Genomic DNA, 23,431 nt, shown 5'->3' on the forward strand with positions numbered 1-23,431 from the left:
AAATGGCTGGCCAAGGGCTGGAATGCGGCAAAATCAAGGAAATTTATGCATTCTTTCTTGGCAAAGTGCCGTTGCGTTCGTTTTTGCACTTCTTCCCGTAAAACTTATTGGCAAAATTACTCTGGTTTCGGACCTCTGTCAGTCAATATGACGTTGCGGGCTTGCCAGAATGGCTAAAGAAGACGCATCATGACAGCCAGGTGACAGGCGTCTCCCGACGATTCTCTTGTCGGTTACCTGTCAGCAGCGAAACCGCGAACGGAATGGAGGCGGAATGAGCGAAGCCGACGACAGCGCGTTTCAGCGTGGTGCGGGTGCAAGCCCGTCGCCACAACATCAACCGGCTCCCCCTCCCAAACCCATTGTTGCATTCAACAGGCGCGAACTCGATGTCATTCTGAGGCTCTACGGGCGCATGGTCGCCGACGGCGAGTGGCGGGACTATGCCATCGACCTCCTGAAGGACCGGGCAATCTTCTCCGTGTTTCGCAGATCTTCCGAAATGCCGCTTTACAGGATCGAGAAGGACCCGAAGCTGGCCCGCCGCCAGGGCGCTTATTCGGTCGTGGCGACCGGGGGCATGATCCTGAAGCGTGGCCACGATCTGGCGCAGGTGCTGAGGGTTCTGGAGAAGAAAAAACATCTTCGGGTGGTCGACGCCTGACCAGGTATCCGGTCAGTCTGCTGATGGCCGGGTGAGGTTCATTTCCCCTGCGCTGATCCGCTCACGTGCATTTCCTTGAAGGTGGCGTCAATGACCGGCTAATGCTGGTCGGTTACCTTCTGGCCGAGGACCAGACGATTGGTTCGGCCAAGTCTGGCAGCGCAGTGTTCTGCCGCTTCATTCCATTGATTTGCGCAAGGCTTGCGTTGACGCCCATTGGCGCAAGTGTCGGCGTGCGATGTGTCGGACAGTCGTGCGGTCACAAAAAAGCCCGGCACAAGGCCGGGCTTTTCCGTTTGTTCAGTTTGGCTGCGCTTAGTCGCGGTTGCCGAACAGCTGCAGCAGCATGATGAACAGGTTGATGAAGTCGAGGTACAGACGCAGCGCGCCCATGACGGACTTCTTCGTAGCGACTTCACCGCTGTCGCCTTCGTAGTACATTTCCTTGATCTGCTGGGTGTCGTAGGCGGTCAGGCCGGCGAACACCAGAACACCGATCACGGAGATGGCGAACTGCAGGGCGGAAGATGCCATGAAGATGTTGACCAGCGACGCGATCACGATACCGATCAGGCCGATGAACAGGAACGAGCCCCAGCCGGAGAGGTCCTTCTTCGTGGTGTAGCCGAACAGGCTCAGCGCGCCGAAGGTACCGGCGGTGATGAAGAAGACCTGAGCGATCGAGCCCGGGGTGTAAACCAGGAAGATCGAGGACAGGGAGATACCCATTACGGATGCGTAGACCAGGAAAAGGGTCCGCGCTGCGCCGGCACTCATGGACTGAATGCGGAAGGACAGCCAGAACACCATTCCGAGCGGTGCGAGCATGACAACCCATTTCAGCGGGCTGCCGTAGATGGCAACACCCAGCTGTGTGAGCATGCGGCCGTTGCCAAGGCTGGCGACAGCGGAGTTCGGATCGGTGGTCGTTGCAAGCATGACCGTTGCCAGCGCAAGAAAGCCGGTCAGCGCAAGGCCGATGGTCATGTAGTTATAGACGCCCAGCATGTAGGAGCGCAGGCCCTGATCGATGCCGGCCTCGGCGCGTGCGCCGGCGACGGTATACGCGCCTTGAGATTGACGGTCATAGGTCGACATGGTCGTATGAATCCCCTTCTAGATAGACGTGCGCATGCAATCGCGCATGCAACACAACTCCCTCAACATATGGGAAAAGCCTATCCCGAGCACAAGTCGAATTCGATGAAAAATTCGTAATCTTTGCGCTCAGGACAGATTATTTGAACCTATCCTTAAAAACAGGCTCAGATTCAGTCGTATTATTTCATGGCTTTCAGTCGGGATTCGATCTGCCGGTCGCAGGTGCCGCCGGGGTTGCGAACGATTTCTTCCGACGCGAAATCGAGGATTTCCTTTTCCGGATCCTGCATCTGCTCGACGGTCACACCGGGCTTGAACCACTGCAGAACCGCATAGTCGCCGCCGGCATCGGTGAGGAAAGCGATCGGCTTGCCGTTTTCGGTGATGCCCATGCGGCCGACGCGGACTTCCGCGATCGATACCTTGCGCGCTTCGCCGTCGATGGTCAGCCGGTTTTTCGACACGTTCAGTTTCTTCAGCCTGGAGCCTTCAGTGCCGACCCAGTTACCGTAGAAGCGCTTGCCTTTTTTCTCGACGGAAAGGCAGGAATTCTCGAAATTCGGGATGGAAAGACGGACGGCGGAAACCTCGATCGGGTCCTCGCCCTTGGGCGCCAGCGTGTATTTCATCGCATTGTCGCCGGTGCGGTACACCCGGATACCGACCGGCGTGTAGCCGGAATCGTTCATCGAACGGGTGAAGAAATCGAACTGGTTGGCGTCGTTGGTGCCGGCCCGGCGATAGAGCCAGCGCTTCGGCAAACCGTTTTCGAAGACCAGCCAGTCACTGACGACGAGGCCGCGCGGGCCTTCCGGCGTGTTCAACTGCCAGACCCCGGTATGAAACGGGCTTTCCGCCGACGCGGCAGGGGCGAATGCCATGGCGGCAACTGCGGACAGGGCTGCAGCCCCGGCAATGGTCTTCAAACGAATTTTCGGGAGAAACTTGAACATGGAATGGCCCCTTCTTAACAAACTGCCCGGACCTGAACCGGATAGCCAAGATCAATTCAGTATGCAAGTTGTGTGGAGCTGAAGTTTGTCGCGATTTGGTTGTATTTCAGGATTTTTTCCTGAACGAAGTTTGCCAAGAGCTGTGGACGCCGGATCGAAATAGATCAGCGCACGGCAAGAATTCGTTCGATCTTGTTTTCGGAAGTCTACCGGTCTGCCGGAAATAGCCTTGCTGATCAAAGGAGGCTCGACCGAAGCCGGCAAACGTCCTTTGATCAGTTTATCCTGTGCGCACGTTCGCCGCTACAGCAGCTGACCGCTCTTTGCGCTAGAGGTTTCGCAGGACAGGTGCGGGCTTTTCACCCAGCACTCGCCATGTGCCGACGAGGCCGAAACCCACCGTCAGCACCAGCGCGATCAGCGCGGCACCTGCTGCGGTTACCGGCATCATCACGAACGATCCGTCCATGATCTGCGTTATCACGTACCAGGCGGCGACCCCTCCGGCCAGCAAAGCGAACACCGCCGTTGCAAGGCCCAGAATGGCGTATTCAAGTGCATAGGCGAAGATCAGGCGGGCCCGTGTCGCACCGATGGTTTTCAGAATGACCGCATCGTAGATCCGGCTGCGATGACCGGCGGCAAGTGCACCTGCCAGAACCAGAACGCTGGCGATCAGCGTGATCGAGCTTGCGCCGCGGATGGCCCAGGCAAGCTGTGCCACCAGATCGTTGACCTGAGAGATCGCGTCCTTCACCCGGATTGCCGTCACTGTCGGAAAGGCGTTCGAGACAGTTTTCAATAAGGCAAGTTCCGTCTCTTCCGGCACATCGTCGTCCCAGCCAAGGGTCATCAGATGGGCATGCGGGGCACCGGCAAAAGTGTTCGGCGAAAACACCATTACGAAATTGATCGCAAGGGACTGCCATTCCACCGTACGTGTGTTGGCAATTTCCGCCGTGATTTCCCGGCCGAGCACGTTGACCGTGATCCGGTCACCGATCTTGAGGCCGAGATCGGTGGCGGCCTCCTCATCGAAGGACACCAGAGGAATGCCGGTGTAATCCTCCGGCCACCAGGAGCCTTCTTCCAGCTTCGAGTTCTTGGGCAGGCTTGCGTCATAGGTAATGCCGCGGTCACCGCGCAGCACCCAGCCGGAGCCTTCCTGGGCAGGGACGAACTTGTCGGCCGCAATACCGTTCAGCGAGACAATGCGGCCGCGCAGCATCGGGACGCTTTGCAGGTTGGCGTCGGATGCTTCAGCATTCAGCAAGGCCTCGAAGGCATCGCGTTCATGGCTCTGGATATCGATGAAGAAGAAGCTTGGAGCCTTGTCGGCAATGGTTGCGGTCAACTCGCGCCGCAGGTTTCCGTCGATGAGGGCAAGCGCCACCAGCAGCGACAGGCCAAGTCCCAGCGACAGCACGACTGACGGGGTCAGCGCTCCGGGGCGGTGAATGTTTGCAATCGCCAGCCTGAGCTCGGTCGAGCGGACACTGGGCAGGCGCCTGGCTATGGCCATGATCCCGCGTGCGACCAGCACCAGCAAAACGAACGCACCGGCGGACGCGGCGATGTAGGTGCCGGCCATGCGCTGGTCGTGGGCAAGCAGAATGGCGATGGCGGCAAGGGCAAGCACTGTTGCCGCGGTGGCAAACAGATAGCGTTTGCGCGGCAGCTTGGCGCCGCCGGTCACGATATCCCGGAAAAGGGCCGTCGGCGGTACGTCATGAGCCCGCCCCAACGGCCAGATTGCAAAGGCGAGAGCGGTCAGGAGGCCGTAGACGAGGCCAAGGGCAAGCTCGGTCGGATAGATGCTGGCCGCGAGCTTGACCGGCAGAACCGGCGCCAGTGCGGCAGCTGCGGCAAAGGGGATCAGGGCACCCAGCACAAGGCCGACGACGATGCCGAGAAGCGCAAGCACCAGCATTTGAACCAGATAGATCTTGAAGACGAAGCCGCCCGTCGAGCCCAGGCACTTGAAGCTGGCGATAACCTCACGCTTGGTTTCCAGATAGGCGCGGATGGCATTGGCCACACCAACACCGCCAACCACCAGCGCGGTGAGGCCAACCAGTGTCAGGAATTGTGCGAAGCGATCAATGCTGCGTTGAAGGCCCGGGGACGCATTGGCGCGGGAGCGGATACGCCATCCCGCGTCCGGCTGGGCGGATTTGGCCTCTTCGACGATCCCTTCCATTGCTTCCAGGTTGGGAGCCGGGGCCATTCGAACGCGGTAATGCCAGCGGACCAGGCTGCCGGGCTGGATCAAGCCGGTTTCAGGCAGGGCGGCATCGGATATCAGAAGGCGTGGACCGAATTCCATGCCCCCGGCCAGTTTGTCAGGTTCGTTGGCAATGGTGTCGGCAATTCGGATAGTGGCGCGCCCGAGGGAGAGCGTATCTCCGACATTCGCGCCAAGCCGCGCCAGAAGGGAAGGGTCCACAACGGCGCCCCAGGTCCCGTCTTTCCGGGCCAGGGCCGTTTCCAGGGCCTCTCCGGAGGCAAGTTCAAATGTGCCGTAAAGGGGATAGGGACCGTCGACGGCTTTCAGCTCTACCAATGCCTGATCGCCGGTCTCCGGTCTTCTTGCCATTGCCCGCGTGGTCGCAACGCGGGACAGGTCACCAAGGCCGTTCAGATAGGCAAGTTGATCGGCGTCGGCCTGCCGGTGGATCAGGGAAAAATCGAGATCACCGCCCAGGATGGACTGACCTTCGCGCGAAATCCCTTCTGTAAGAGCCCGTGAGACAGACGTGACGCCTGCGATTGCCGCCACGCCGAGCGCGATACAGGCAATGAAAATGTAAAAACCCTTGAGGCCACCGCGCAGTTCACGAAAGGCAAACCGGGCAGCAAGGCGCATCGTCTGGTGGTTTGCCGGTGCGTTGCCCGGGACAAACGCGCTCATGCAGACACCTCGCGGCGGGCGCGGTCAGACGTTTCTTCTTCGATTTCTCCGGAGCGAACGCGGATCATGCGGTCGCAGCGGGCGGCAAGGCTCGGGTCGTGGGTGACCAGAACCAGCGTCGTGCCCCGGTTCTTCTGGGCGGTGAACATCAGGTCGACAATCTGTGCGCCGGTGCTTTCATCGAGGTTGCCAGTCGGTTCGTCTGCGATCAGGATCGCGGGTTCGACGACCAGCGCCCTTGCCACGGCGACACGCTGCTGTTCGCCGCCGGACAGTTGCGCCGGGTAGTGGTGCATGCGGTGCCCGAGACCAACGGCATCCAGTTCCGCCTTGGCCTTGTCGAAGGCGGCGGCATCCCCAGCAAGTTCCAGCGGCACGGCCACGTTTTCCAAAGCGGTCATGTTGGGAACAAGGTGAAACGACTGGAAAATGATACCGACATTGCGGCCGCGAAACCGGGCCAGTTGGTCTTCAGACAGGGGGCCGAGTTCGGATCCGGCCACGTTGACCGAGCCTTCATCGGCGCGTTCCAGCCCCGCCATGACCATCAGCAATGTCGATTTTCCGGACCCTGACGGGCCGACAAGGCCGACGGAGGCCCCCTTCTCGATTTGAAGGTCGATCCCCTTCAGGATATGCACCCGCCCGGCGCCTTCGCCGAGGGTCAGGTGGACGTCTTTCAGGGCGATCGCGGGCGAATTTGTCATTCTCTGGCCTTTACAATGGGCGTGTGATCGTCTTCCTGACAGTCACAAGCCCTCGACAATTGGACGCTCTGCGACCATATGGGCCTGTTGAAGAGCGTCTTCCAGTCCCAAAAGAGTGTTCACGTGAACCGGTTTATTGCCTGCCTGACGATAATCATCCTGTCTTTCCTGCCAATGGCCGCCCAGTCGGCCGATCTGAAACTGGTGGTGCTGGGGGACAGTCTGTCCGCCGGCTATCAGCTGTCGGCAGGAGAGGGCTTCACGGATCAGCTCCAGAAAGCGCTTGATGCGAAGGGGCAATCGGTCGAGGTCGTCAACGCCGGTGTCTCTGGCGACACGTCAAGCGGCGGGCTGTCGCGGCTGGACTGGTCGGTGGGACCGGACACCAGTGCCGTCATCGTGGAGCTTGGGGCAAACGACGCGTTGCGGGGGATCTCTCCGGAGCTGACGCGCAAGAATATCGACGAAATCGTCCGGCGCCTGACGGAACGCGGTGTTGCCGTGCTTGTTGCGGGCATGCTGGCTCCGCGCAATCTTGGGCCGGAATATGCCGAGGCATTCGATCCGATCTACTCCGATGTTGCCAAGGCGCACGATGCGTTGTTTTATCCCTTCTTCCTCGAGGGTGCCGCCCTCAATCCCGATCTCAACCTTTCCGACGGTATGCATCCCAACGCCAAAGGGGTGGAAGTCATCGTCGAAAACATTCTGCCGAAAGTGGAAGAGCTTTTGGCCAAAGCCCGATCCTAAGGGCTTTGCTCTGGACCTGGGGTGGAAGCCGATCCGGCTTCCGGGACGCCCCGTTTTCAAAATTTGAAGGATAGTCTTATGGAAAAGCGCCGTCTTGGCCGCACGGATATACAGGTCAGCGCCCTTTGCCTCGGTACCATGACCTTCGGAGAGCAGAACTCCGAAGCGGAAGGTCACGCCCAGATGGACCGCGCCGTGGAAAAGGGCATCAATTTCTTCGACGCGGCAGAGCTCTATCCGATCCCGCCGAAGAAAGAGACCCAGGGCCGGACCGAGCGCATCGTTGGCACGTGGTTCAAGAAAACCGGCATGCGGGACAAGATCGTCATGGCCACCAAGGTGGTCGGGCGGACCGACATGGACTGGTTCCGTGAAAACGGTGCGAAGGCGAAACTGGTTCGCGAAGAGATTGAATTTGCGGTCGACCGCAGCCTGAAGAACCTGGAAACAGACTATATCGACCTCTACCAGATCCATTGGCCGGACCGGAACGTCGGCGGCTTCGGTTCAAACCCGACGCGCTGGGCGGATGTCGAACCGGCTCCGGACGAAAACAGCATCCAGTCGACGCTGGAAATCCTTGGGGATCTGGTCAAGGCCGGCAAAATCCGTCACGTCGGTGTCTCCAACGAAAGTGCCTGGGGCACGATGCGCTACGTTGCGGCGTCCGAGATGTATGACGTGCCGCGAGTGGTCTCGATCCAGAACGCCTATTCCCTGGTCAACCGGACCTTCGAAACCGGCCTTGCGGAAGTTGCCCGCCGGGAAGATGTCGGTCTTCTGGGATATTCGGCACTGGCCCAGGGATATCTGACGGGCAAATACCGCAATGGCGCCCTTCCGGCAGGTGCCCGCAAGACGCTATTCAACCGCCTGCAGCGCTATGAGCATCCGCGCACCATCGAGGCGGTCGATGCCTATCTGGACCTGGCGCAGGAGGCGGGGCTTGATCCGTCGCAGATGGCACTTGCCTTTGCCATGTCGCGGTCTTTCATGACCTCGGTCATCCTGGGTGCGACGACCATTGAGCAGCTGGATACCGACATCGGAGCTGCGGACGTTACGCTGAGTGCCGATGTTCTGGAGAAAATCGATGCGCTGCATCAGGAATTCGGCAATCCGGCGCCGTAACTGGCGTAACTTCCTGATCGATAAATCTTTTTAGAGAATCATCTGCAGATCGGAGGCCGGGCTGGTTATGAACCAGCCCGGTTTTCATTTGAGTGCGGCGCTGAATTTTTGAACGCGCTCAAAAACTTAGCTTTTTGTCTTGCGATTTTCATGAAGTTGATTCCTCATGGGATTCATCAGCGACAGCGGAGGGAACACCCATGCCGCGCCTATTTACAGGCCTTGAGATTCCGTCCCAGACGGCACTCATGCTTTCGATGCTCCGGGGAGGCCTTCGGGGCGCCCGCTGGATTGATCCGGAGAACTACCACATCACCTTGCGCTTCATTGGCGACATCGACGACCGTACGGCCGACGAGATCGCCGCCGCGCTCGATCGTGTCCGCAGGGATCCGGTGGAAATCCGCCTCAACGGATTGGGCTCCTTCGGCAACGGCAAGCCGCATGCGGTCTGGGCCCGGGTTGAGCCGACCGCTCAACTTGCCGAATTGCAGGCCGAGCAGGAACGCATCATCCAGCGTTTGCATCTGCCGGCCGAGCGACGCAAGTATGTTCCGCATGTGACCCTTGCCCGTTGCAGGACCTCGACCAACGAGGACGTGGCCAAGTGGCTGAGCGAGCGCGGCAACTTCCAGGCGCAGCCCTTCATTGCCGGACGGTTCGTGCTGTTCTCGGCGAAATCGAGTGTCGGTGGCGGCCCCTACCTGGTGGAAGAGGCGTATCCGCTGGCGGCGTGACACCCTCGTTCTGATGGCGTGCACGGAACCAGAGGGTTTGCGTATCGGCTGCACGAACCCAAGCCTTTGCCGGTTTTGGCTCGCTTTTGGCTGAAACCCTGAAAAAGATTCCACCGACCCGACGCGAAAAAATGACGCACGCTGGCGTCTGTGCTCCATTTGTGATGGTCAAAAGTGACAGGAAGGCCCCGCGAATCTGTGCGGTTTTTGGGCAGGCCGGTATTCAGGAGCAGTGAAAAAGGCTGTTTTGCCTAAATAATAAGTTGAATGAATTCTCTGAATGGTTGAGTGACTTCAAGTATAAACCTATGGTTTGGAAGTTTAGTTGGCTCAGTATTCAAGTTGCGTAAAGGAAAATTAATGGCTTGAGCGTTTTGTGGGCGCACTGTGCAAGGCTCGACATGAGCTGCCCCAAAAAAACGAGACCATTATGAAGTTCTTTGCAGATCTGCCCATCGCGGTGCGTGTCGGAGCGCTGTCCGCGATCGCCGTGGTTGCCATTGGCGTATTGCTTGGTACGGCGCTTTACAGCCAGCAAATCGTGTCGCACGAAATCGACAATCTGGCTGAATACTCGCAAATGGACTTCAAGGTGTCGCAGGTTCAGGCTCATGCCCAGAACATGCAACGCAGCCAGAAGGACTTTCTTCTGAATAAGGACCTTGCCTTCGTGGAGGAATACAAGGCCGAGTTCGAGAAAGCCCAGAGCAACCTGAATGATGTCGATACGAAGCCGCAATCGGCTTCCATCACGGGCAACATCGCGACGCTTCGCAGCGTGCTGGATCAGCACAAGGCCAAGTTCGATGTTCTGACCGAAGAGCTTACCCGTATGGGGCTCGACGAAAGCACTGGTTTGCAGGGTTCCTTGCGCACCGCCGTGCATGACGTGGAAAGCAAGCTGGATGCCGCCAATCTGGACTCATTGACCGTCAAGATGCTGATGATGCGCCGTCATGAAAAAGATTTCATGCTGCGCGGTGACGAGAAATATATTGGCAGGATCGACGAACGGCGGGCCGAATTCGCCGATCTGCTGCCGAAAAGCGGGTTGTCCGACGCAGAGCAGGCTGAAATCGGCAAGCTGCTGGACACTTACCAGGCTTCCTTCAAGGCTTATGCCGAATTGTCCCTGAAGATCGCTGCCGACCTGGTCGAGATCGAAGCAATCTATGCCCAGGTCGCTCCGGAATGGGCGGTGATGTCTGAAGCGGCCTATGCGGGCAAGCTGGCTGCCGGGGAAGCGCTGGACACTGCCCAGGCCTTCTCCAAAACAACATTCCTGACCGTTTCCGCCATCGCATTGGTGCTGTCTATCGGGCTTGGCTGGCTGATCGGCCGCAGCATTACCAGGCCGGTGAAAACGCTTACCGGAACCATGGGAACGCTCGCTGGCGGATCCATCGACATCGACGTCCAGTACACCGACCGCAAGAGCGAGATCGGCAGCATGGCCCGCGCCGTGGAGGTTTTCCGCGCCAATGCCGTCCGGACCCGCGAACTGGAAGCGGAGCAGAAGGAACAGGCAGCAAGAACCGCCGCCGAGCAGAAGCGGATGATGATGGAGCTTGCCGACAGTTTCGAAAGTTCTGTTGGCGAAATCGTCCAGGCGGTATCGTCCTCGTCGTCCCAGCTGGAATCGAGCGCAAGTTCCATGAGCGCCACCGCCGAGCAGACCCAGCAACAATCCTCGAACGTTGCCGCGGCTGCCGAGCAGGCATCTGCCAACGTTCAGACCGTTGCCTCCGCAGCCGAAGAGCTGTCGTCGACGGTTTCGGAAATTTCCCGACAGGTCGCCCAGTCTTCAAATGTTGCTGCCACGGCAACGGCGGAAGCCAAGAAAACCAACGACCAGGTTCAGGGGCTCGCCGAAGCCGCTTCGCGCATCGGTGAAGTGGTGAAGCTCATTTCCGATATCGCCGAGCAGACAAATCTTCTGGCGCTCAATGCCACAATCGAAGCGGCCCGTGCGGGTGAGGCCGGCAAGGGATTTGCCGTCGTTGCGTCCGAAGTGAAGGAACTGGCCAGCCAGACGACCAAGGCGACCGAGGAAATCTCCCAGCAGATTTCCGGTGTCCAGTCGGCGACCCGTGACGCGGTTTCGGCTATCGACGGCATCACCAAGACGATCTTCGAGATCAACGAGATTGCCGGCGGGATCGCGGCGGCTGTCGAAGAGCAGGGCGCGGCAACCACCGAGATCGCGCGCAATGTACACGAAGCTTCCACCGGCACACGCGACGTGACACGCAACATCAGCAGCGTCAGCGAAGCAGCGACCCAGTCGGGGCATGCGGCGGAAGAACTGCAGGCGGCGTCCGGCACGCTTGCGAGCAATGCCCGGGCGCTTCAGGCGGAGGTCGACGGCTTCCTGGCACGCGTACGCGCCGGCTGAGATCAGGTGCCCAGCAGGCCGGCATAAACACCGAGCGTGCGGGCGCACATGGTTTCGACCGAGAAATTCTGGCGGACATGGGCGAGAGCCCGGTCCGCCATTTTGTTTTTCTCGTCCACGTCCTGGCCCAACACACGGACAATGGCATCCGCCAGAGCCTGAGGGTCGCCCGGTGCCACCCGCCAGCCGGTGCGTTCGCTTTCGGCCGTATCGGGCGGGGAGAGGACGGTTTCAGGTACCGCCCCGAGGTTGGAGACGATTACAGGCACCCTTGCGGCCTGTGCTTCAACTGCCGCCCGGCCGAAGGCTTCCGGTTCGACAGAAGCAACAATCGCAATATCGGCCAATGCCATGGCGGCGGGAACGTCGGCACAGTGACCGACGATCCGGACCTTGTCCTGCAGGCCGTTGTCGGCAATCAGCTTCTTCAACTCCGCCAGATATCCGTCACGACCCTGGGCATCGCCCGCCAGAATGGCGATCGGGTCGGACGGCAGCCTGTCTTGCAGAAGCGCCATCGCCTCGATCACGACACGCTGTCCCTTCCAGGCGGTCAGCCGGGCCATGTTGAGGAGTATCGGCCGTCCCATCGGGATGCCCCACTGGTCCTTCAATGCCTGCAGCCGCAGGGCGCTGACATTGTCGGGTAGCAGGCCTTTCAGATCGGATCCGCGCTGGATGACGGTGATCTTGCCTTTTGCGAACGGGTGCCGGTCTTCGATCAGACCGGATATGAAATGCGAATTGGCAATCACCGCATCCCCCCGTGCCATGACCGAATTGTACCAGCCCTTCAGCGCATTCGACTGGTTATAGGTGCCGTGGTAGGTGGTCACGAAAGGGGTTCTGGTGCGCCGTGCGGCCCAAAGGCACGACCATGCCGGAGCCCGGCTGCGAGCGTGAAGCAGACTGACCTTGCGTGTGGTCACGATCTCCGCCAGCCTGGCTGCATTCTTCCAGAGGGTCGCCGGGTTCTTCGACTTGACGGGCAGGACGATGTGTTCCGCGCCAAGGGCTTCCAGTTCCGGCACCATCTGGCCGCCCTGGCTTGCAACGAGAGCCTTTCCGCCGGCTTCCACCACCGCTTTGGCAACGTCCAGCGTCGTGCGCTCGGCGCCACCGGAGTTGAGATCCGGGATCACTTGCAAAATCGTGGTCTCAGAAGGCAGATGAACCAAATCGGATCTCCGGTGAACTGGTCAAGGCGGGGCGTCTGTGCCAAATGGCATGGACAGAAAACATCTATCAGAACGAGAGCCTTAATATGGGTGATTCCGAACCGCAATTCATCCAGATCGGAAAAAACGACGTGAAACGCCGGATTGCCGTGCGGAACGCGCCGGGTTCCGGGGCAAGTTCGTTACCCGGCATCTTGTGGTTGTCCGGGTTCAAGTCGGACATGTCCGGGACAAAAGCCGAGGCATTGGCCGAGGAAGGGGCACGAAACGGGCAGGGTGTGGTGCGGTTCGACTATTCCGGCCATGGCCTGTCGGGCGGCGATTTCGAAGATGCCTGTGTTTCCGACTGGCTGGAGGAGGCGCTTGCCGTTTTCGATGCTTGTTGCCCGGGCGAAACCGTATTGGTCGGGTCCTCCATGGGCGGGTGGCTCGCCTTGTTGCTGGCGCTCGCCCGCAAGAACTCTGGCCGTATCAAGGGGCTGGTTCTGATCGCCCCGGCGGTTGATTTTACCGAAGAGCTGATGTGGAAGCAGCGCTTCAGCGATGAGATCCGTGCCGCCATTCTTGCCGATGGCCGCTGGGAGCAGCCTTCCGCCTATAGCGACGCGCCCTATGTGATCACGCGCAAGCTGATCGAAGATGGCCGCAATCACCTACTTTTCGGGACGCCGCTTCATCTTGGTGCTCCCGTTACGATCCTGCAGGGCGCGCAGGACCCGGATGTGCCGGAAAGTCATGCACGCCGCCTGGTTGAGGCCTTGCCGCTGGACGATGTCACCTTTTCGCTGGTGCCGGATGGCGATCATCGTCTGTCCCGGCCGGAGGACATTGATCTTCTGTTGCGGGCCGTTGCGGACATGTCGGCCCGATAGGGACCACACCCTAGACCGGCAGGGTTTCCCGGCCCTGTTTTTTCACCTTGTACCAAGCCCAGAAGAGACGGGCGGCAACGGCGCGGTGCGGTGTCCAGGCCTCGGCGATGACGTCGAGTTCTTTTGGTGCCGGACGTTCTGCGAGGCCGAGGGACTCCTGAACCGCGACTTGCAAGGCCAGGTCGCCGCTCGGGAAGACATCAGGATGTCCCGCGCAGAACAGCAGGAAGATATCCGCGGTCCAGCGGCCGATGCCCTTTATCTCGCATAATGCGCGGTGGGCTTCATCCGCCGGGGCCTGTGCCAGATGAGCAAGGTCGAGACCGTTGCCGCAAGCTTCTGTCAGCGCGCGTAAGGTCCGGATTTTCGGTCGGGACAGGCCGGCGCCTGCCAGTTCCCCGTCGGTGAAGGTTGCGAGGTTTTCTGCCGTCAGCGGCGCAATCAGCACCTGAAGGCGCGCGAAGATGGCAGCCGCGCTGGCAACCGACACCTGCTGTCCGGTGACAATCTGTGCAAGACCTTCAAAATCGGCCGCGCGGCGGCGCAAGGGGATCGGACCTGCTGTTCCTGCAATTTCCTGCAGGCGCGGGTCGAGACGGATCAGTGCCTTGAGACCGGCTTCGATGTCTTCTTTTGTGGCAATCGGGGTCATGTCGGCGGGGCTTGTCCGGAGATGTCTTGAACTGCCGGGCGATACTGTCTCTTGCGCGGCGGCTGGGGAATGATAGGTAGGACTTCACTCATCAGCCCGCTCCGCGTCAACAGCCTTTGCCGATCTCATGACCCATCCCGTATTCCGCTTTGCTCCTTCACCCAATGGGCACTTGCATCTGGGGCATGCGCTTTCGGCTCTCCTGAACGCGCGTGCAGCTGTTGCGCTCAGTGGCCGGTTTCTCGTGCGGGTGGAAGACATCGACCAGACCCGGTGCACGCCGGACCTGGAACGGGAGATGTTCGAGGATCTCGCCTGGTTGGGCGTGCCGCTCGATGAGCCCGTGTTGCGCCAATCGGAAAATTTTCCGCAATACCGGGCAGCCCTGGAAAAGTTGCAGGACATGGGCCTGGTTTATCCCGCCTATCTGACCCGTGCTGAAATCAAGGCGTTCGTTTCTGCCAAGGAAGCTAATGGAGAAAGCTGGCTGCGGGATCCCGACGGTGCGCCGCTTTATCCTGGCGATGCCGCAGTTCTTTCGCCGGAAGAGCACAGGAGCCGGGCGGCCAGCGATGCACCGTTCTCACTGCGTCTCGACATGCAGCGCGCCCTCGCGCAGATCGGAAGGGCACTGTCGTGGCAGGAAACGGGGGCGGAAGGCGAAAGTCTGTTTGCCGAACCTGTCGCGGTGCCTGTCGAGGCGGCAGCGTGGGGTGATGTGATCCTTGCCCGCAAGGACACGCCTACGAGCTATCATCTGTCGGTGGTGGTCGATGATGCCAGGCAGGGCATCACCGATGTGCTGCGCGGACAGGACCTTTATCACGCGACCAGCGTGCACAGGGTCCTGCAGGAACTGCTCGGCCTGCCGTCACCGGTCTACCGGCATCATAGGCTCGTCCTGGGGGCGGACGGGCGCAAGCTCTCGAAGTCCAGCAAGGACACCAGTCTCCGGTCGTTGCGTGAGGCCGGCATGACCCATGCCGAATTGCGCAAGAGGATCGGGCTTTAGCGCATTCAAGGCTTAGCGCAGGCTCATGCCGAACCAATGGTCCAGGAACCAGATCCACAAGCTGGCTGTAACGATGGCGCAGAGCGTGGTCATGGTGATCGCATTTGCGGACATGGAATGGCCGGTGCCGTAGCGGTTGGCGAAAATATAGGCGTTCACACCTGTCGGGCAGCTGGCCGTCAAGGTCGCAACGGCTGTCCACAGAGGCGGCAGATGGAACACGAAAGCCCCGAAACAAAAAACGACGATCGGCATCAGCAGCATCTTGATGATGCTGAGGATCAGTCCTGGCACGATATTGCCGCGCATGCCGTATTGCACGAGGCTCATGCCAAGTGACAGCAGTGACAGAGGCAGCGCCGTGGCGGCGATGCGGCTGATAACGTCGAGACCGATCTCCGGCAGCTCCAGGCCTGTCTGCCGCCAAACAAAGGCGGCGACGATGGTGACGACGAGGGGGTTCTTTACCAGGCTTTTCCCGGCTCCCATCAACAGTTGGGAAATGGGAGGGGAGGCCGTGCCGTTGTCGATCGCAGCTGCCCGCTCCATCATCACCGCCATCAGCACCGTCATCGTGGCCAGGTGGATCGAGATGATCAGCAGCAGCGGGGCCAGGCCTTCGTCGCCGTATACCGAGGCGACCAGCGGCAGACCGACCAGAATCGTGTTGGCGAAGGCGGCGGATATCCCGCCGATCGCGCTTGCCCGGGCATCACGGCCGAAACCCTTGCGAATGATCAGCGATCCGAGCAGCCAGGCAAAGCCGACGCCGATGAAGTAGGTTGCCCAGAGCGCCAGCGGAACACCCGCGCTCAGGTCAGCGCCGATCAGCGATCGGAAGATCAGCACCGGGATCGCCACGATATAGACGAACTGCCCGAGTGCTTCGCTGATGCTCTGGTTCAGAATGCGGGTTTTGGCGAGGCAGTAGCCAATGCCGATCAGCAGGAAAACCGGGGCGACGATCGTAAGTGTTTGAGCAAGCATCTATGCGGCAACCCGAAGGCTGTTTCCGGTTGATTTGGGACTGGGTGCAGGTGGATGCCGGTCTGGATGGACAGCGGCCACACGGCAAGGTAAGCAGAATTTCGACCAACTTGGCTTTTTGGCGCGTGTCTGGCAAGCCCGGTTGAGACCCATTCAGGCGAAGGATCTCCGGCCGCATGGCAAATCATGACGAGGACAGCGTCAAACTTGCGCTTCTGGCCCACGATCTCAGAACGCCGCTTGCCGCTATGCGCCTGACGGCGGAGCTGATCGGCACCGGTCCGCTGAACGGGACACAGAAGGATCAACTGTCGATCCTCATTCGCTCCATCGATGCACTTACGCAGATGACGGGCGAGCTTGTCACGGCTGCCGAACCGGGATCGCAAGCGGAAACAAGACCCAGTCGGATCGCCGATGTTGTTTCGGAAATCGCCGACCTCTTTCAGGTCGCGGCCGAAGCAAAAAAACTGACCTTGACCCTAAAAATAGATGACGAGGCCCGCGAGGCGGTGACATCAAGTGGCGGGACACTGCGCCGTGTGATCACGACATTGCTGGACAATGCCGTCAAATACACTGCTGAGGGCGGGGTCACGGTTGAGGTTCGCGCAGCCGGCCACAAATCGGAGGATGCATCCGGTCAGGGCAATCCTTCCTCCATCCTGATTTCCGTTGCAGACAGCGGCCCCGGCATCGAGCCTGAAGAAGGTGCACGGCTGTTCCGGCCCTTCGTCCGGGGCCGGCACGGCCGGGAAACCGCGCCTGGAACGGGTCTTGGTCTGTGGGGGACGGCGCAGTTCGTCCGGGACATGAATGGCCGGTTGACACTGGCGCGTTCCGAGACCGGCGGCAGCCGGTTCAATGTGGAAATTCCGCTCGGCGAGGGCGATGACGGCCTGTTGCTGGCCGAGGCAGACCAGCATGGAACGTCGGCAACGTCCGACGATGCGTCAGTCACCGGGCCTTTGTCAGCGCATGTGCTAATTGTCGATGACAACGAGACCAATTGCCGTCTGCTGGCAGCGCTGCTGGAGTCCTTCGGCATTTCGTCGGAAGCCGCCAGATCGGGCGAGCAGGCTGTCGGTCTCGTTCAAAAGAGCGACTTCGATGCCGCGTTGCTCGATCTGCACATGCCCGGCATGAGCGGTGTCGAAACGGCCGAGGCACTCGGATCTCTGCGCCCTGACCTGCCGCTGATTGCCGTGACAGCGGCTCTGGAGTCTGTTGGCGACACGCGTTTGCGGGATGCGGGGTTCCGGGAAATCCTGACAAAACCCCTGTCACCTGCCGCCCTTTTCGAGGCGATGAAACAGGCGAGCGGACGCAGGGCGGGCTGAGGGCCACACCTTGCAGCCTCTATCCTGTCAGGGCCGTTTCATCTCGGCGCAGGGTCAGAACCTCGACACCGTCGGCGGTAACGGCGACCGTGTGTTCGAACTGCGCGGACAGCTTGCCGTCTTTGGTCACGACCTTCCAGCCGTCCTCTTCGGTTGAAACCCGGCTGGTGCCCTGGTTGATCATCGGCTCGACGGTGAAGACCATGCCTTCGCGCAATCTCATACCCGTTCCGCGCCGTCCGAAATTCAGCACGTTGGGCTCCTCGTGCATTTCACGGCCGATGCCGTGCCCGCAATAGTCGCGCACCACCGAGTAACCGTTCTTCTTGGCGTGTTTTTCGATTGCGTAGCCGATATCGCCCAGACAGGCGCCCGGCTTTACCTGCTCGATCCCTTTCCACATCGCTTTCTGGGCAACACGCACCAGCCGCCTTGCGGCCGCACTGGCGTTTCCGACAACATAGGTCTTGCTGGAATCGGCAATGAAGCCGTCCTTTTCGAGCGTGATATCCAGATTGATGATGTCGCCGTCGCGGATGATCTCGTTCCGGTCCGGAATGCCGTGGCAGACGACCTGGTTGATCGAGCAATTCAGCACAAATTCAAAGCCGTATTGCCCCTTGCTGGCCGGACGGGCGGCAAGGTCCTCGGTTATGAAACGCTCCACCATGTCGTTGACAGCGAGTGTCGACATTCCGGCAAGGTCAACGCCATCGAGCATTTCGAAGACGGAGGCAAGCAACCTGCCCGAGTTGCGCATGAGTTCCAGTTCTTCCGGGGTCTTGACCATGTCAGGCAACCGCCGCCTCTGTTGAGGGAGCCTGCGCTGCGTCGAGCTGCATCTTGATGATGTCGCTGAAGGACAGGGTCGGGTTGGCCTCGGCCAGCATGCCGATCTTCATCCAGAATTCGGCCTGCGCATTGATGGAGCGGCACATGACGGTGCTGGCCCGGCGGATTTCCTCGTGCAGACCCTCGTCGATCTTGACGATGCCCATGACTGTCTCCCGAAATGGATGGTTATATGAAACGTATATGTTTCGTATATAGCCTTCGATCTCGGATCCCGCAAGCCGGGTTTTGAGTTGGGATATCGGATGAATGCGATGCGGTCTTCAGGCGTCCGTTTCAACCAGGTTTCCGGCTGCCTCGAGGGCCTGTTCCAGCCGGTCGTCGCCCCAGTAGAGGTCTCCGCCTGGAATGACGAAACTCGGTGCGCCGAAGATGCCGAGTTTCTCGGCTTCGGTAACGGCCGCGCGCAGGCTTATCTTGTTTTCCCGGCTTTGGGCGGTTGACAGGGCCGTCCGGGCCGGGGCACCGATTTCCAGCAGCAGTTCGGCCATCAGGCTTTCGTCGGCGATGTTCAGCCCCTGTCCGAATTCAGCGATAAAGACCGCACGGGTAAAGGCCCCTATCCAGGGCTGGTTCTGTGCTGCGTGTGCGATCCTGGCGGCCAGCAGCGCGTCCTGGGGAAAGGGAGACGGCAAAGTGAACGGCAGGCCGTATTGTCTGCAGAGCCGTTCCATGTCGCGCCACATGTAGTGGCCCTTGGCGGGATACAGGTTGAAGGGAGAGGTGGGCCAGCCCTGCTTCTTGAAGATCGGACCGAGCAAAAATGGCCGCCAGGCGATCTCAACGCCATAGTCGCTTGCCAGTGTTTCGATCCGCATGGCCGAGAGATAGCTGTAGGTGGATGCAAACTCGTACCAGAATTCCACCACCGGTTTCCGGTCCTGCCGCAATGACACTATATTCGTGCCGGTAGGGGCCGCAGGCGGCTGACTGTTTTTCACATTCCGCATCTCCGCAAAATCTGAACCGGCCGGTTTCAGGAAGGGATTGGATCGGGCAATCGGATGCGTTAAAGAGCAGCCATGACGCAAACCCAGCCCCAGCAGCATAATCCCAAGACCGGACTGAGCAAACTATCCATCTGGTGCATTAACCATTCGATGGTGTGCGTTGGGCTTTATATCTGCCTTGTGTCCCTGTTCTTTCTGGCCTTTCCCGGTGTCGATCTCTGGGCGAGCGGGCTTTTCCATTTTGGCGATGAGGGCTTCAAGGCCGAGAACGTCGCGTTCTTGCGCGATGTCCGGCACCTTGGACCGTTTCTTGTCCGGGTGATCGCCATCGTCTGCGTGGCGGTTCTGCTCATCAAGCTGCTGGTGCCGGGCCGTCAGCCGCTGATGCCACTGCGTCAGCCGGTGTTCCTGCTGTCGACGCTGATCCTTGGACCGGGGGTTCTGGTCAACCTGATCCTGAAAGACAACTGGGGCCGCCCGCGGCCCCGCAATGTCGAGATCTTCGGTGGGGATCTGCCGTACCAGCCGGTCTGGAAAATCTCGAACTATTGCGACAGCAACTGTTCTTTCGTGTCCGGGGAAGGGTCGGCTGCCATGTGGCTGGTGGCAGCAGTTACCTTGCTGGTGCCCGCAACCTGGCGCAAGGGCGCGCTCGTCTTTCTGATCCCGCTCGGCCTGATCCTGTCAGCCAACCGGGTGGCTTTCGGCGGGCACTTCCTGTCCGATACGCTGTTGTCCTGGGGCGTGACGCTGCTCCTGATCCTGGCGATCCACCACCTGCTTTATCGCAAGACCCCGCCGCTGGTGAGCGATCGCCAGCTTGACGAGTGGTTCACCGTGAAGGGGCGGCGCCTGCAGCGGGTGTTGCAACGGCTGGCGGTTCGGGCCCGACGGGCACTTCGCGGCATCGGTCGCGTATTTGCCGAACGCTGACAAACACTCTACTTCTTGCGTGGTCTTGTGCGTTTCAGGATGCGGGCAAAGCGCAAGGGCGAGCGGTCTTCCACCCAGGTAATGGCATCGTTGAGCGGCGGCGTCTTGCGTCTTCGGCTGCGCAACATGCGTGCCGCACTCCGGTTCGTGCCGACAATGACAATCATGCCGAGCGCAAGCAGGGGGACGCCGGTCGGGATCGGCAGCCAGACCGTTACCAGCCCGGCCAGGATCAGCGCAGCCGCAAGAGACCACCACAGAATTTTCATATTGGTGCCAAGGAAGTCGTGCAGATCAGACACCCATACACCGGTGTCTGAGACGGATTTATGAACCCGTGCCCGGCAATCCCCGGCTTGTCATGTGTTCAAGCAGCGTGCCTGGCTTTGTCAGGCGCTCGTCGTCAGGTCCTGAAAGAGACGTTGACCACCAGTCCGCACGAGCTGGTACACCTGTTCAAAGCCGTCCGGGCCGCCGTAGTAGGGATCGGGAACATCCTGCGGCGGTCTGTTCAAAAGCAATCGAAGCCGGGGGCTGCTCGCTCCGCCCATGCGTTTGAGGGCCGCGAGATTGTCCCTGTCCATGGCGACGATGGTGTCGAAGCGGCGGAAATCATCTGCCCGCACCTGCCGTGCCCGTTGGGCGGAGATATCGACCTCATGCCGCGCGGCTATCTCGATGGAGCGTGGGTCCGGCGGATTGCCGATGTGCCAGGCACCGGTTCCCGCGCTATCGACCACGAAACTGTCTGCCAGCCCTGCCTCCTGCACGATATCCCGGAAAACGCCTTCCGCAAGTGGCGACCGGCAGATGTTGCCAAGGCAAACGAAGAGGACGGCGTGGGGCAAGCGGATTATCCTTGAAATAGACGCCAAGTGGATGCTGGCAGCCCGCCATTGGGCTGACACAGAACTGGATTAGGTGCACGGCAGGCAGGCGGCTCGTTTTCGAGCCGGGCCGTTACGCAAAACAGGAGGACCAGATGGTTGAACGACTGAAGCCGGAAGACCGCGCCGCCGGATTGAACGATCTGCCGGGCTGGCACATGTGCGAAGACCGGGAGGCGATATCGAAATCCTTCAAGTTTCACAATTTCCGCGAAGCCTTTGCCTTCATGACCCAGATCGCGCTGGTGGCGGAAAAGATGAACCACCATCCCGAATGGTTCAATGTCTATCGCAGTGTCGATATCACCCTGTCGACCCATGATGTTGGCGGTCTCAGCAAACTGGACCTGCAGCTCGCAGCGGACATCGACAAGATTGCCGGAAAGATGCAGTGACACTTCAAGCCGGGTACTAAGTACGGTTGTTTGTTGATCTAGCCGCCCTTGGTCAGCACGAACCGGTGGCCGCCCTCTGTGCGCTCTGCCTCCAGCAAGGTATGGCCCTGCTCGTTGCAGAAATGGGGAATGTCGATTTCCGCCATCGGGTCCGTGGTCAAAACGGTCAGTTGCTCGCCGCTGGATAACCGGGTGAGGGCCTTGCGGGTCTTGAGCACGGGCAGCGGGCATTTCAGGCCCTTCAGATCGAGTGTCGTTCCGGTCGTCAACAAAGTCTCCGTTTCAGGGGCGCCGGTGGCGGGTCGAATTTTCTTCCCTTTGTTGGCCATTCATACAAGATTAGGAAGTCAAAACTAGCCTGATTTGCCGGTGTCACTGGTGTGCAGGGATGAAAACCGTCCCAGGCGGCAGGCCAGGTGGGTCCGGTTCCGGAATGACGGCTGTCGCAAAGGCGCACCCGCAATCCGCCGGCAGGGTTTAACTGCGAGAAACGGCTTCTTCAAAGGCGCGGGACGATTGCATGGTGCAGGAATGAAAGCAGGACTCCGGAGCGCAATCATGCTTGCGGCCGCGGCCCTTTCGCTTGTTGCCGGCCCGGCAAAGGCAGACCCCGCCGAAATCCAGATCGTCACCCAGAGTTTCGCACCGTTGCAATGGGACAACGCGGGCAAACCGGACGGTTATGTCACTGCCTACATGCTCGAAGTTGCCAGGCGGGTCGGAGAAACGATCACGTTGAAGATCGGCGCTTACGAGTTCCTGCCCTGGAAGCGGGCAATGCTCCTGGCCGAAACCATGCCGAATGTGCTTTTCTTCTCGCTGTCGCGAACGCCGGAGCGGGAAGACAAATTCATCTGGCTGGGCGAGGTCTCGCCCTATGGGCAGAATTTCTACCAGCTCTCGACCCGACCGAAGATCGAAGTCGACGCGGTCGAGGATCTGCGTGATCTCAACCTGAGGATCGGCGTTCAGGACGGTTCCAATCTACTTTCCTACCTGAAACAGCTCGGGTTCGAGGAAACCGGGAACCTGGTACCGATCACCGATTTTCACCAGGGCATCGAGATGCTCTACCTGGAGCGGATCGATGTGCTGCCGCTGACTGGGTTCCTGGCTGAGGCCAGCGCCTGCAAGCAGGGATATGACGGCGGCCTCCTGCAGCCGGTGGTCTTTGTCGAAGCACTTGCCAACCCGCTGTGGGCCGTGTTCAGCCAGGGAACGGATCCCGCGCTGGTCGAGGCGTTCAGGCAGGAAATGTCCGCCCTGAAAGACAGCGGCTTTCTGGACGCCCGGACACGGCAACACCAGGTCAACTGGCAGACATTGGCCTGCGGTGCGTTGACAGCGGGCAAGTGAAGCTGGCAGGAACGGATCGCACCCGTTCCACTCCTTCATCTCCGGAAATTGCCGCCATGACAGACCAGCCGATCACCTCCCTCGACGTTCTCGATTTCTGGTGGAACGCCGGGCCGGCGAAATGGTTCGCAAAGGACGACAAGTTCGACAAGTTGTGCCGGGACAGGTTCCTGGCCGCTATCGAGGATGCGGCTGAGGGCAAGCTCGATGGTTGGGCGGATACGGCCGATGGCGCGCTCGCGCTGCTGATCCTGCTTGACCAGTTCCCGCGCAATGTCTTCCGCGGCAGCCCCAAGGCTTTCCGGGCTGACCCGAAGGCCGTAGAGGTCGCCGAAAAAGCGCTTGATCGTGGTTTTGACAGGGCGTTTCCCAAAGAGGCGCGCGGCTTTTTCTACCTGCCGTTCGAACACGCAGAAGACATGGCGCATCAGGAAAGGTCTGTTGACCTGTGCCGCGTCCTTGGCGACACGGAACTCTATCACTATGCGCTGATCCACCTCGACGTCATCCGCCGCTTCGGCCGCTTTCCGCATCGCAATGCCGTTCTCGGCCGGCAATCGACACCGGAAGAGGTCGCCTATCTGGAAAGCGGCGGCTTCTCAGCCTGAGGGTCTGCCGGGAGCTGCTTCTGGGGCGGAGGCATTGACCTGGTTTCTCTGTCTTCAGGA

General features: G+C 60.0%; 25 protein-coding genes. 12 read left to right on the top strand and 13 right to left on the bottom strand.

The window, feature by feature from the left end; genetic code table 11:
• Positions 1–274 precede the first annotated feature (274 nt).
• Positions 275–664, top strand: a complete 390-nt coding sequence (locus tag FIV05_RS07760) for a DUF2794 domain-containing protein (RefSeq protein WP_023002696.1) — start codon at positions 275–277, stop codon at positions 662–664.
• 315 nt (positions 665–979) lie between these two features.
• Here the strand turns inward: FIV05_RS07760 and FIV05_RS07765 are convergent, their stop codons facing one another.
• The 4 genes from FIV05_RS07765 to FIV05_RS07780 form a co-directional block, all read right to left on the bottom strand.
• Complete coding sequence (locus FIV05_RS07765) at positions 980–1,762, bottom strand: Bax inhibitor-1/YccA family protein (protein WP_023002698.1); 783 nt, start codon at positions 1,760–1,762, stop codon at positions 980–982.
• Positions 1,763–1,944: 182 nt separating this feature from the next.
• Complete coding sequence (locus FIV05_RS07770) at positions 1,945–2,718, bottom strand: hypothetical protein (RefSeq protein ID WP_152509153.1); 774 nt, start codon at positions 2,716–2,718, stop codon at positions 1,945–1,947.
• Between the two features lie 328 nt (positions 2,719–3,046).
• On the bottom strand, positions 3,047–5,629 hold the full coding sequence (locus FIV05_RS07775; RefSeq protein WP_209009896.1) for an ABC transporter permease: 2,583 nt from the start codon (positions 5,627–5,629) through the stop codon (positions 3,047–3,049).
• Positions 5,626–6,336: an ABC transporter ATP-binding protein gene (locus FIV05_RS07780; protein ID WP_152509154.1), complete on the bottom strand. Its 711-nt coding sequence runs from the start codon at positions 6,334–6,336 to the stop codon at positions 5,626–5,628. Before FIV05_RS07780 ends, FIV05_RS07775 begins: the two co-directional genes overlap by 4 nt.
• A gap of 123 nt (positions 6,337–6,459) precedes the next feature.
• Between FIV05_RS07780 and FIV05_RS07785 the strand changes: the two genes are divergently transcribed.
• The 4 genes from FIV05_RS07785 to FIV05_RS07800 all read left to right on the top strand — a co-directional run bounded on the left by FIV05_RS07785 (position 6,460) and on the right by FIV05_RS07800 (position 11,349).
• Positions 6,460–7,086, top strand: a complete 627-nt coding sequence (locus tag FIV05_RS07785; protein WP_031270103.1) for an arylesterase — start codon at positions 6,460–6,462, stop codon at positions 7,084–7,086.
• Positions 7,087–7,164: 78 nt separating this feature from the next.
• Complete coding sequence (locus tag FIV05_RS07790; protein WP_152509155.1) at positions 7,165–8,217, top strand: NADP(H)-dependent aldo-keto reductase; 1,053 nt, start codon at positions 7,165–7,167, stop codon at positions 8,215–8,217.
• Positions 8,218–8,417: 200 nt separating this feature from the next.
• On the top strand, positions 8,418–8,954 hold the full coding sequence (thpR, locus tag FIV05_RS07795) for an RNA 2',3'-cyclic phosphodiesterase (RefSeq protein ID WP_023002705.1): 537 nt from the start codon (positions 8,418–8,420) through the stop codon (positions 8,952–8,954).
• A gap of 430 nt (positions 8,955–9,384) precedes the next feature.
• Positions 9,385–11,349 carry a methyl-accepting chemotaxis protein gene (locus tag FIV05_RS07800; protein WP_152509156.1) on the top strand — a complete coding sequence of 655 codons (1,965 nt, stop codon included), beginning with the start codon at positions 9,385–9,387 and terminating at the stop codon, positions 11,347–11,349.
• Positions 11,350–11,351: 2 nt separating this feature from the next.
• Here FIV05_RS07800 and FIV05_RS07805 read toward each other — a convergent pair whose 3' ends face one another.
• Positions 11,352–12,491: a glycosyltransferase family 4 protein gene (locus FIV05_RS07805; RefSeq protein ID WP_152511858.1), complete on the bottom strand. Its 1,140-nt coding sequence runs from the start codon at positions 12,489–12,491 to the stop codon at positions 11,352–11,354.
• An 80-nt stretch (positions 12,492–12,571) separates the two neighbouring features.
• On the opposite strand from FIV05_RS07805, the gene FIV05_RS07810 reads away from it, so the two are divergent.
• A complete protein-coding gene (locus tag FIV05_RS07810; protein WP_152509157.1) occupies positions 12,572–13,399 on the top strand; it encodes an alpha/beta hydrolase in 828 nt (275 codons plus the stop codon).
• Between the two features lie 10 nt (positions 13,400–13,409).
• On the opposite strand, the gene FIV05_RS07815 is transcribed toward FIV05_RS07810, so the two are convergent.
• A complete protein-coding gene (locus FIV05_RS07815) occupies positions 13,410–14,051 on the bottom strand; it encodes a DNA-3-methyladenine glycosylase (RefSeq protein ID WP_152509158.1) in 642 nt (213 codons plus the stop codon).
• A 127-nt stretch (positions 14,052–14,178) separates the two neighbouring features.
• Here FIV05_RS07815 and gluQRS point away from each other — a divergent pair, with 127 nt between their 5' ends.
• Positions 14,179–15,063 carry a tRNA glutamyl-Q(34) synthetase GluQRS gene (gluQRS, locus tag FIV05_RS07820; RefSeq protein WP_152509159.1) on the top strand — a complete coding sequence of 295 codons (885 nt, stop codon included), beginning with the start codon at positions 14,179–14,181 and terminating at the stop codon, positions 15,061–15,063.
• Between the two features lie 12 nt (positions 15,064–15,075).
• Here the strand turns inward: gluQRS and FIV05_RS07825 are convergent, their stop codons facing one another.
• Positions 15,076–16,050, bottom strand: coding sequence for an AEC family transporter (locus FIV05_RS07825; protein WP_152509160.1), 975 nt, complete (start codon positions 16,048–16,050; stop codon positions 15,076–15,078).
• Positions 16,051–16,226: 176 nt separating this feature from the next.
• Here FIV05_RS07825 and FIV05_RS07830 point away from each other — a divergent pair, with 176 nt between their 5' ends.
• Positions 16,227–17,390: a hybrid sensor histidine kinase/response regulator gene (locus FIV05_RS07830; protein ID WP_152509161.1), complete on the top strand. Its 1,164-nt coding sequence runs from the start codon at positions 16,227–16,229 to the stop codon at positions 17,388–17,390.
• 19 nt (positions 17,391–17,409) lie between these two features.
• Here FIV05_RS07830 and map read toward each other — a convergent pair whose 3' ends face one another.
• The 3 genes from map to FIV05_RS07845 form a co-directional block, all read right to left on the bottom strand.
• A complete protein-coding gene (gene map / locus FIV05_RS07835; protein WP_152509162.1) occupies positions 17,410–18,180 on the bottom strand; it encodes a type I methionyl aminopeptidase in 771 nt (256 codons plus the stop codon).
• 1 nt (position 18,181) lies between these two features.
• Entirely contained in the window at positions 18,182–18,388 is a 207-nt protein-coding gene (locus tag FIV05_RS07840; protein ID WP_152509163.1) for a ParD-like family protein, read from the bottom strand.
• A 117-nt stretch (positions 18,389–18,505) separates the two neighbouring features.
• A complete protein-coding gene (locus FIV05_RS07845; protein WP_265733562.1) occupies positions 18,506–19,108 on the bottom strand; it encodes a 2-hydroxychromene-2-carboxylate isomerase in 603 nt (200 codons plus the stop codon).
• Positions 19,109–19,264: 156 nt separating this feature from the next.
• Here FIV05_RS07845 and FIV05_RS07850 point away from each other — a divergent pair, with 156 nt between their 5' ends.
• Positions 19,265–20,125: a phosphatase PAP2 family protein gene (locus FIV05_RS07850; RefSeq protein WP_209009897.1), complete on the top strand. Its 861-nt coding sequence runs from the start codon at positions 19,265–19,267 to the stop codon at positions 20,123–20,125.
• Positions 20,126–20,133: 8 nt separating this feature from the next.
• Here the strand turns inward: FIV05_RS07850 and FIV05_RS07855 are convergent, their stop codons facing one another.
• Together FIV05_RS07855 and FIV05_RS07860 are read right to left on the bottom strand one after the other, a co-directional pair.
• A complete protein-coding gene (locus tag FIV05_RS07855; protein WP_023002717.1) occupies positions 20,134–20,394 on the bottom strand; it encodes a hypothetical protein in 261 nt (86 codons plus the stop codon).
• Positions 20,395–20,514: 120 nt separating this feature from the next.
• Positions 20,515–20,973 (bottom strand): low molecular weight protein-tyrosine-phosphatase, encoded by a 459-nt coding sequence (locus FIV05_RS07860; protein ID WP_152509164.1) that lies wholly within the window; start codon positions 20,971–20,973, stop codon positions 20,515–20,517.
• Positions 20,974–21,107: 134 nt separating this feature from the next.
• Here FIV05_RS07860 and FIV05_RS07865 point away from each other — a divergent pair, with 134 nt between their 5' ends.
• Positions 21,108–21,407, top strand: coding sequence for a 4a-hydroxytetrahydrobiopterin dehydratase (locus FIV05_RS07865; RefSeq protein ID WP_023002719.1), 300 nt, complete (start codon positions 21,108–21,110; stop codon positions 21,405–21,407).
• A gap of 38 nt (positions 21,408–21,445) precedes the next feature.
• On the opposite strand, the gene FIV05_RS07870 is transcribed toward FIV05_RS07865, so the two are convergent.
• The gene (locus FIV05_RS07870; RefSeq protein WP_152509165.1) at positions 21,446–21,679 is read right to left on the bottom strand and encodes a sulfurtransferase TusA family protein; all 234 of its coding nucleotides are present in this window, start codon (positions 21,677–21,679) and stop codon (positions 21,446–21,448) included.
• A 286-nt stretch (positions 21,680–21,965) separates the two neighbouring features.
• On the opposite strand from FIV05_RS07870, the gene FIV05_RS07875 reads away from it, so the two are divergent.
• Together FIV05_RS07875 and FIV05_RS07880 are read left to right on the top strand one after the other, a co-directional pair.
• Complete coding sequence (locus FIV05_RS07875) at positions 21,966–22,763, top strand: ABC transporter substrate-binding protein (protein ID WP_173013803.1); 798 nt, start codon at positions 21,966–21,968, stop codon at positions 22,761–22,763.
• A 56-nt stretch (positions 22,764–22,819) separates the two neighbouring features.
• Positions 22,820–23,371 carry a DUF924 family protein gene (locus FIV05_RS07880; RefSeq protein WP_152509167.1) on the top strand — a complete coding sequence of 184 codons (552 nt, stop codon included), beginning with the start codon at positions 22,820–22,822 and terminating at the stop codon, positions 23,369–23,371.
• The last annotated feature ends 60 nt before the right edge of the window (positions 23,372–23,431 follow it).

It is taken from the genome of Labrenzia sp. THAF191a, from assembly GCF_009363335.1.
GTDB classification, from domain to species: Bacteria; Pseudomonadota; Alphaproteobacteria; order Rhizobiales; family Stappiaceae; genus Roseibium; species Roseibium algicola.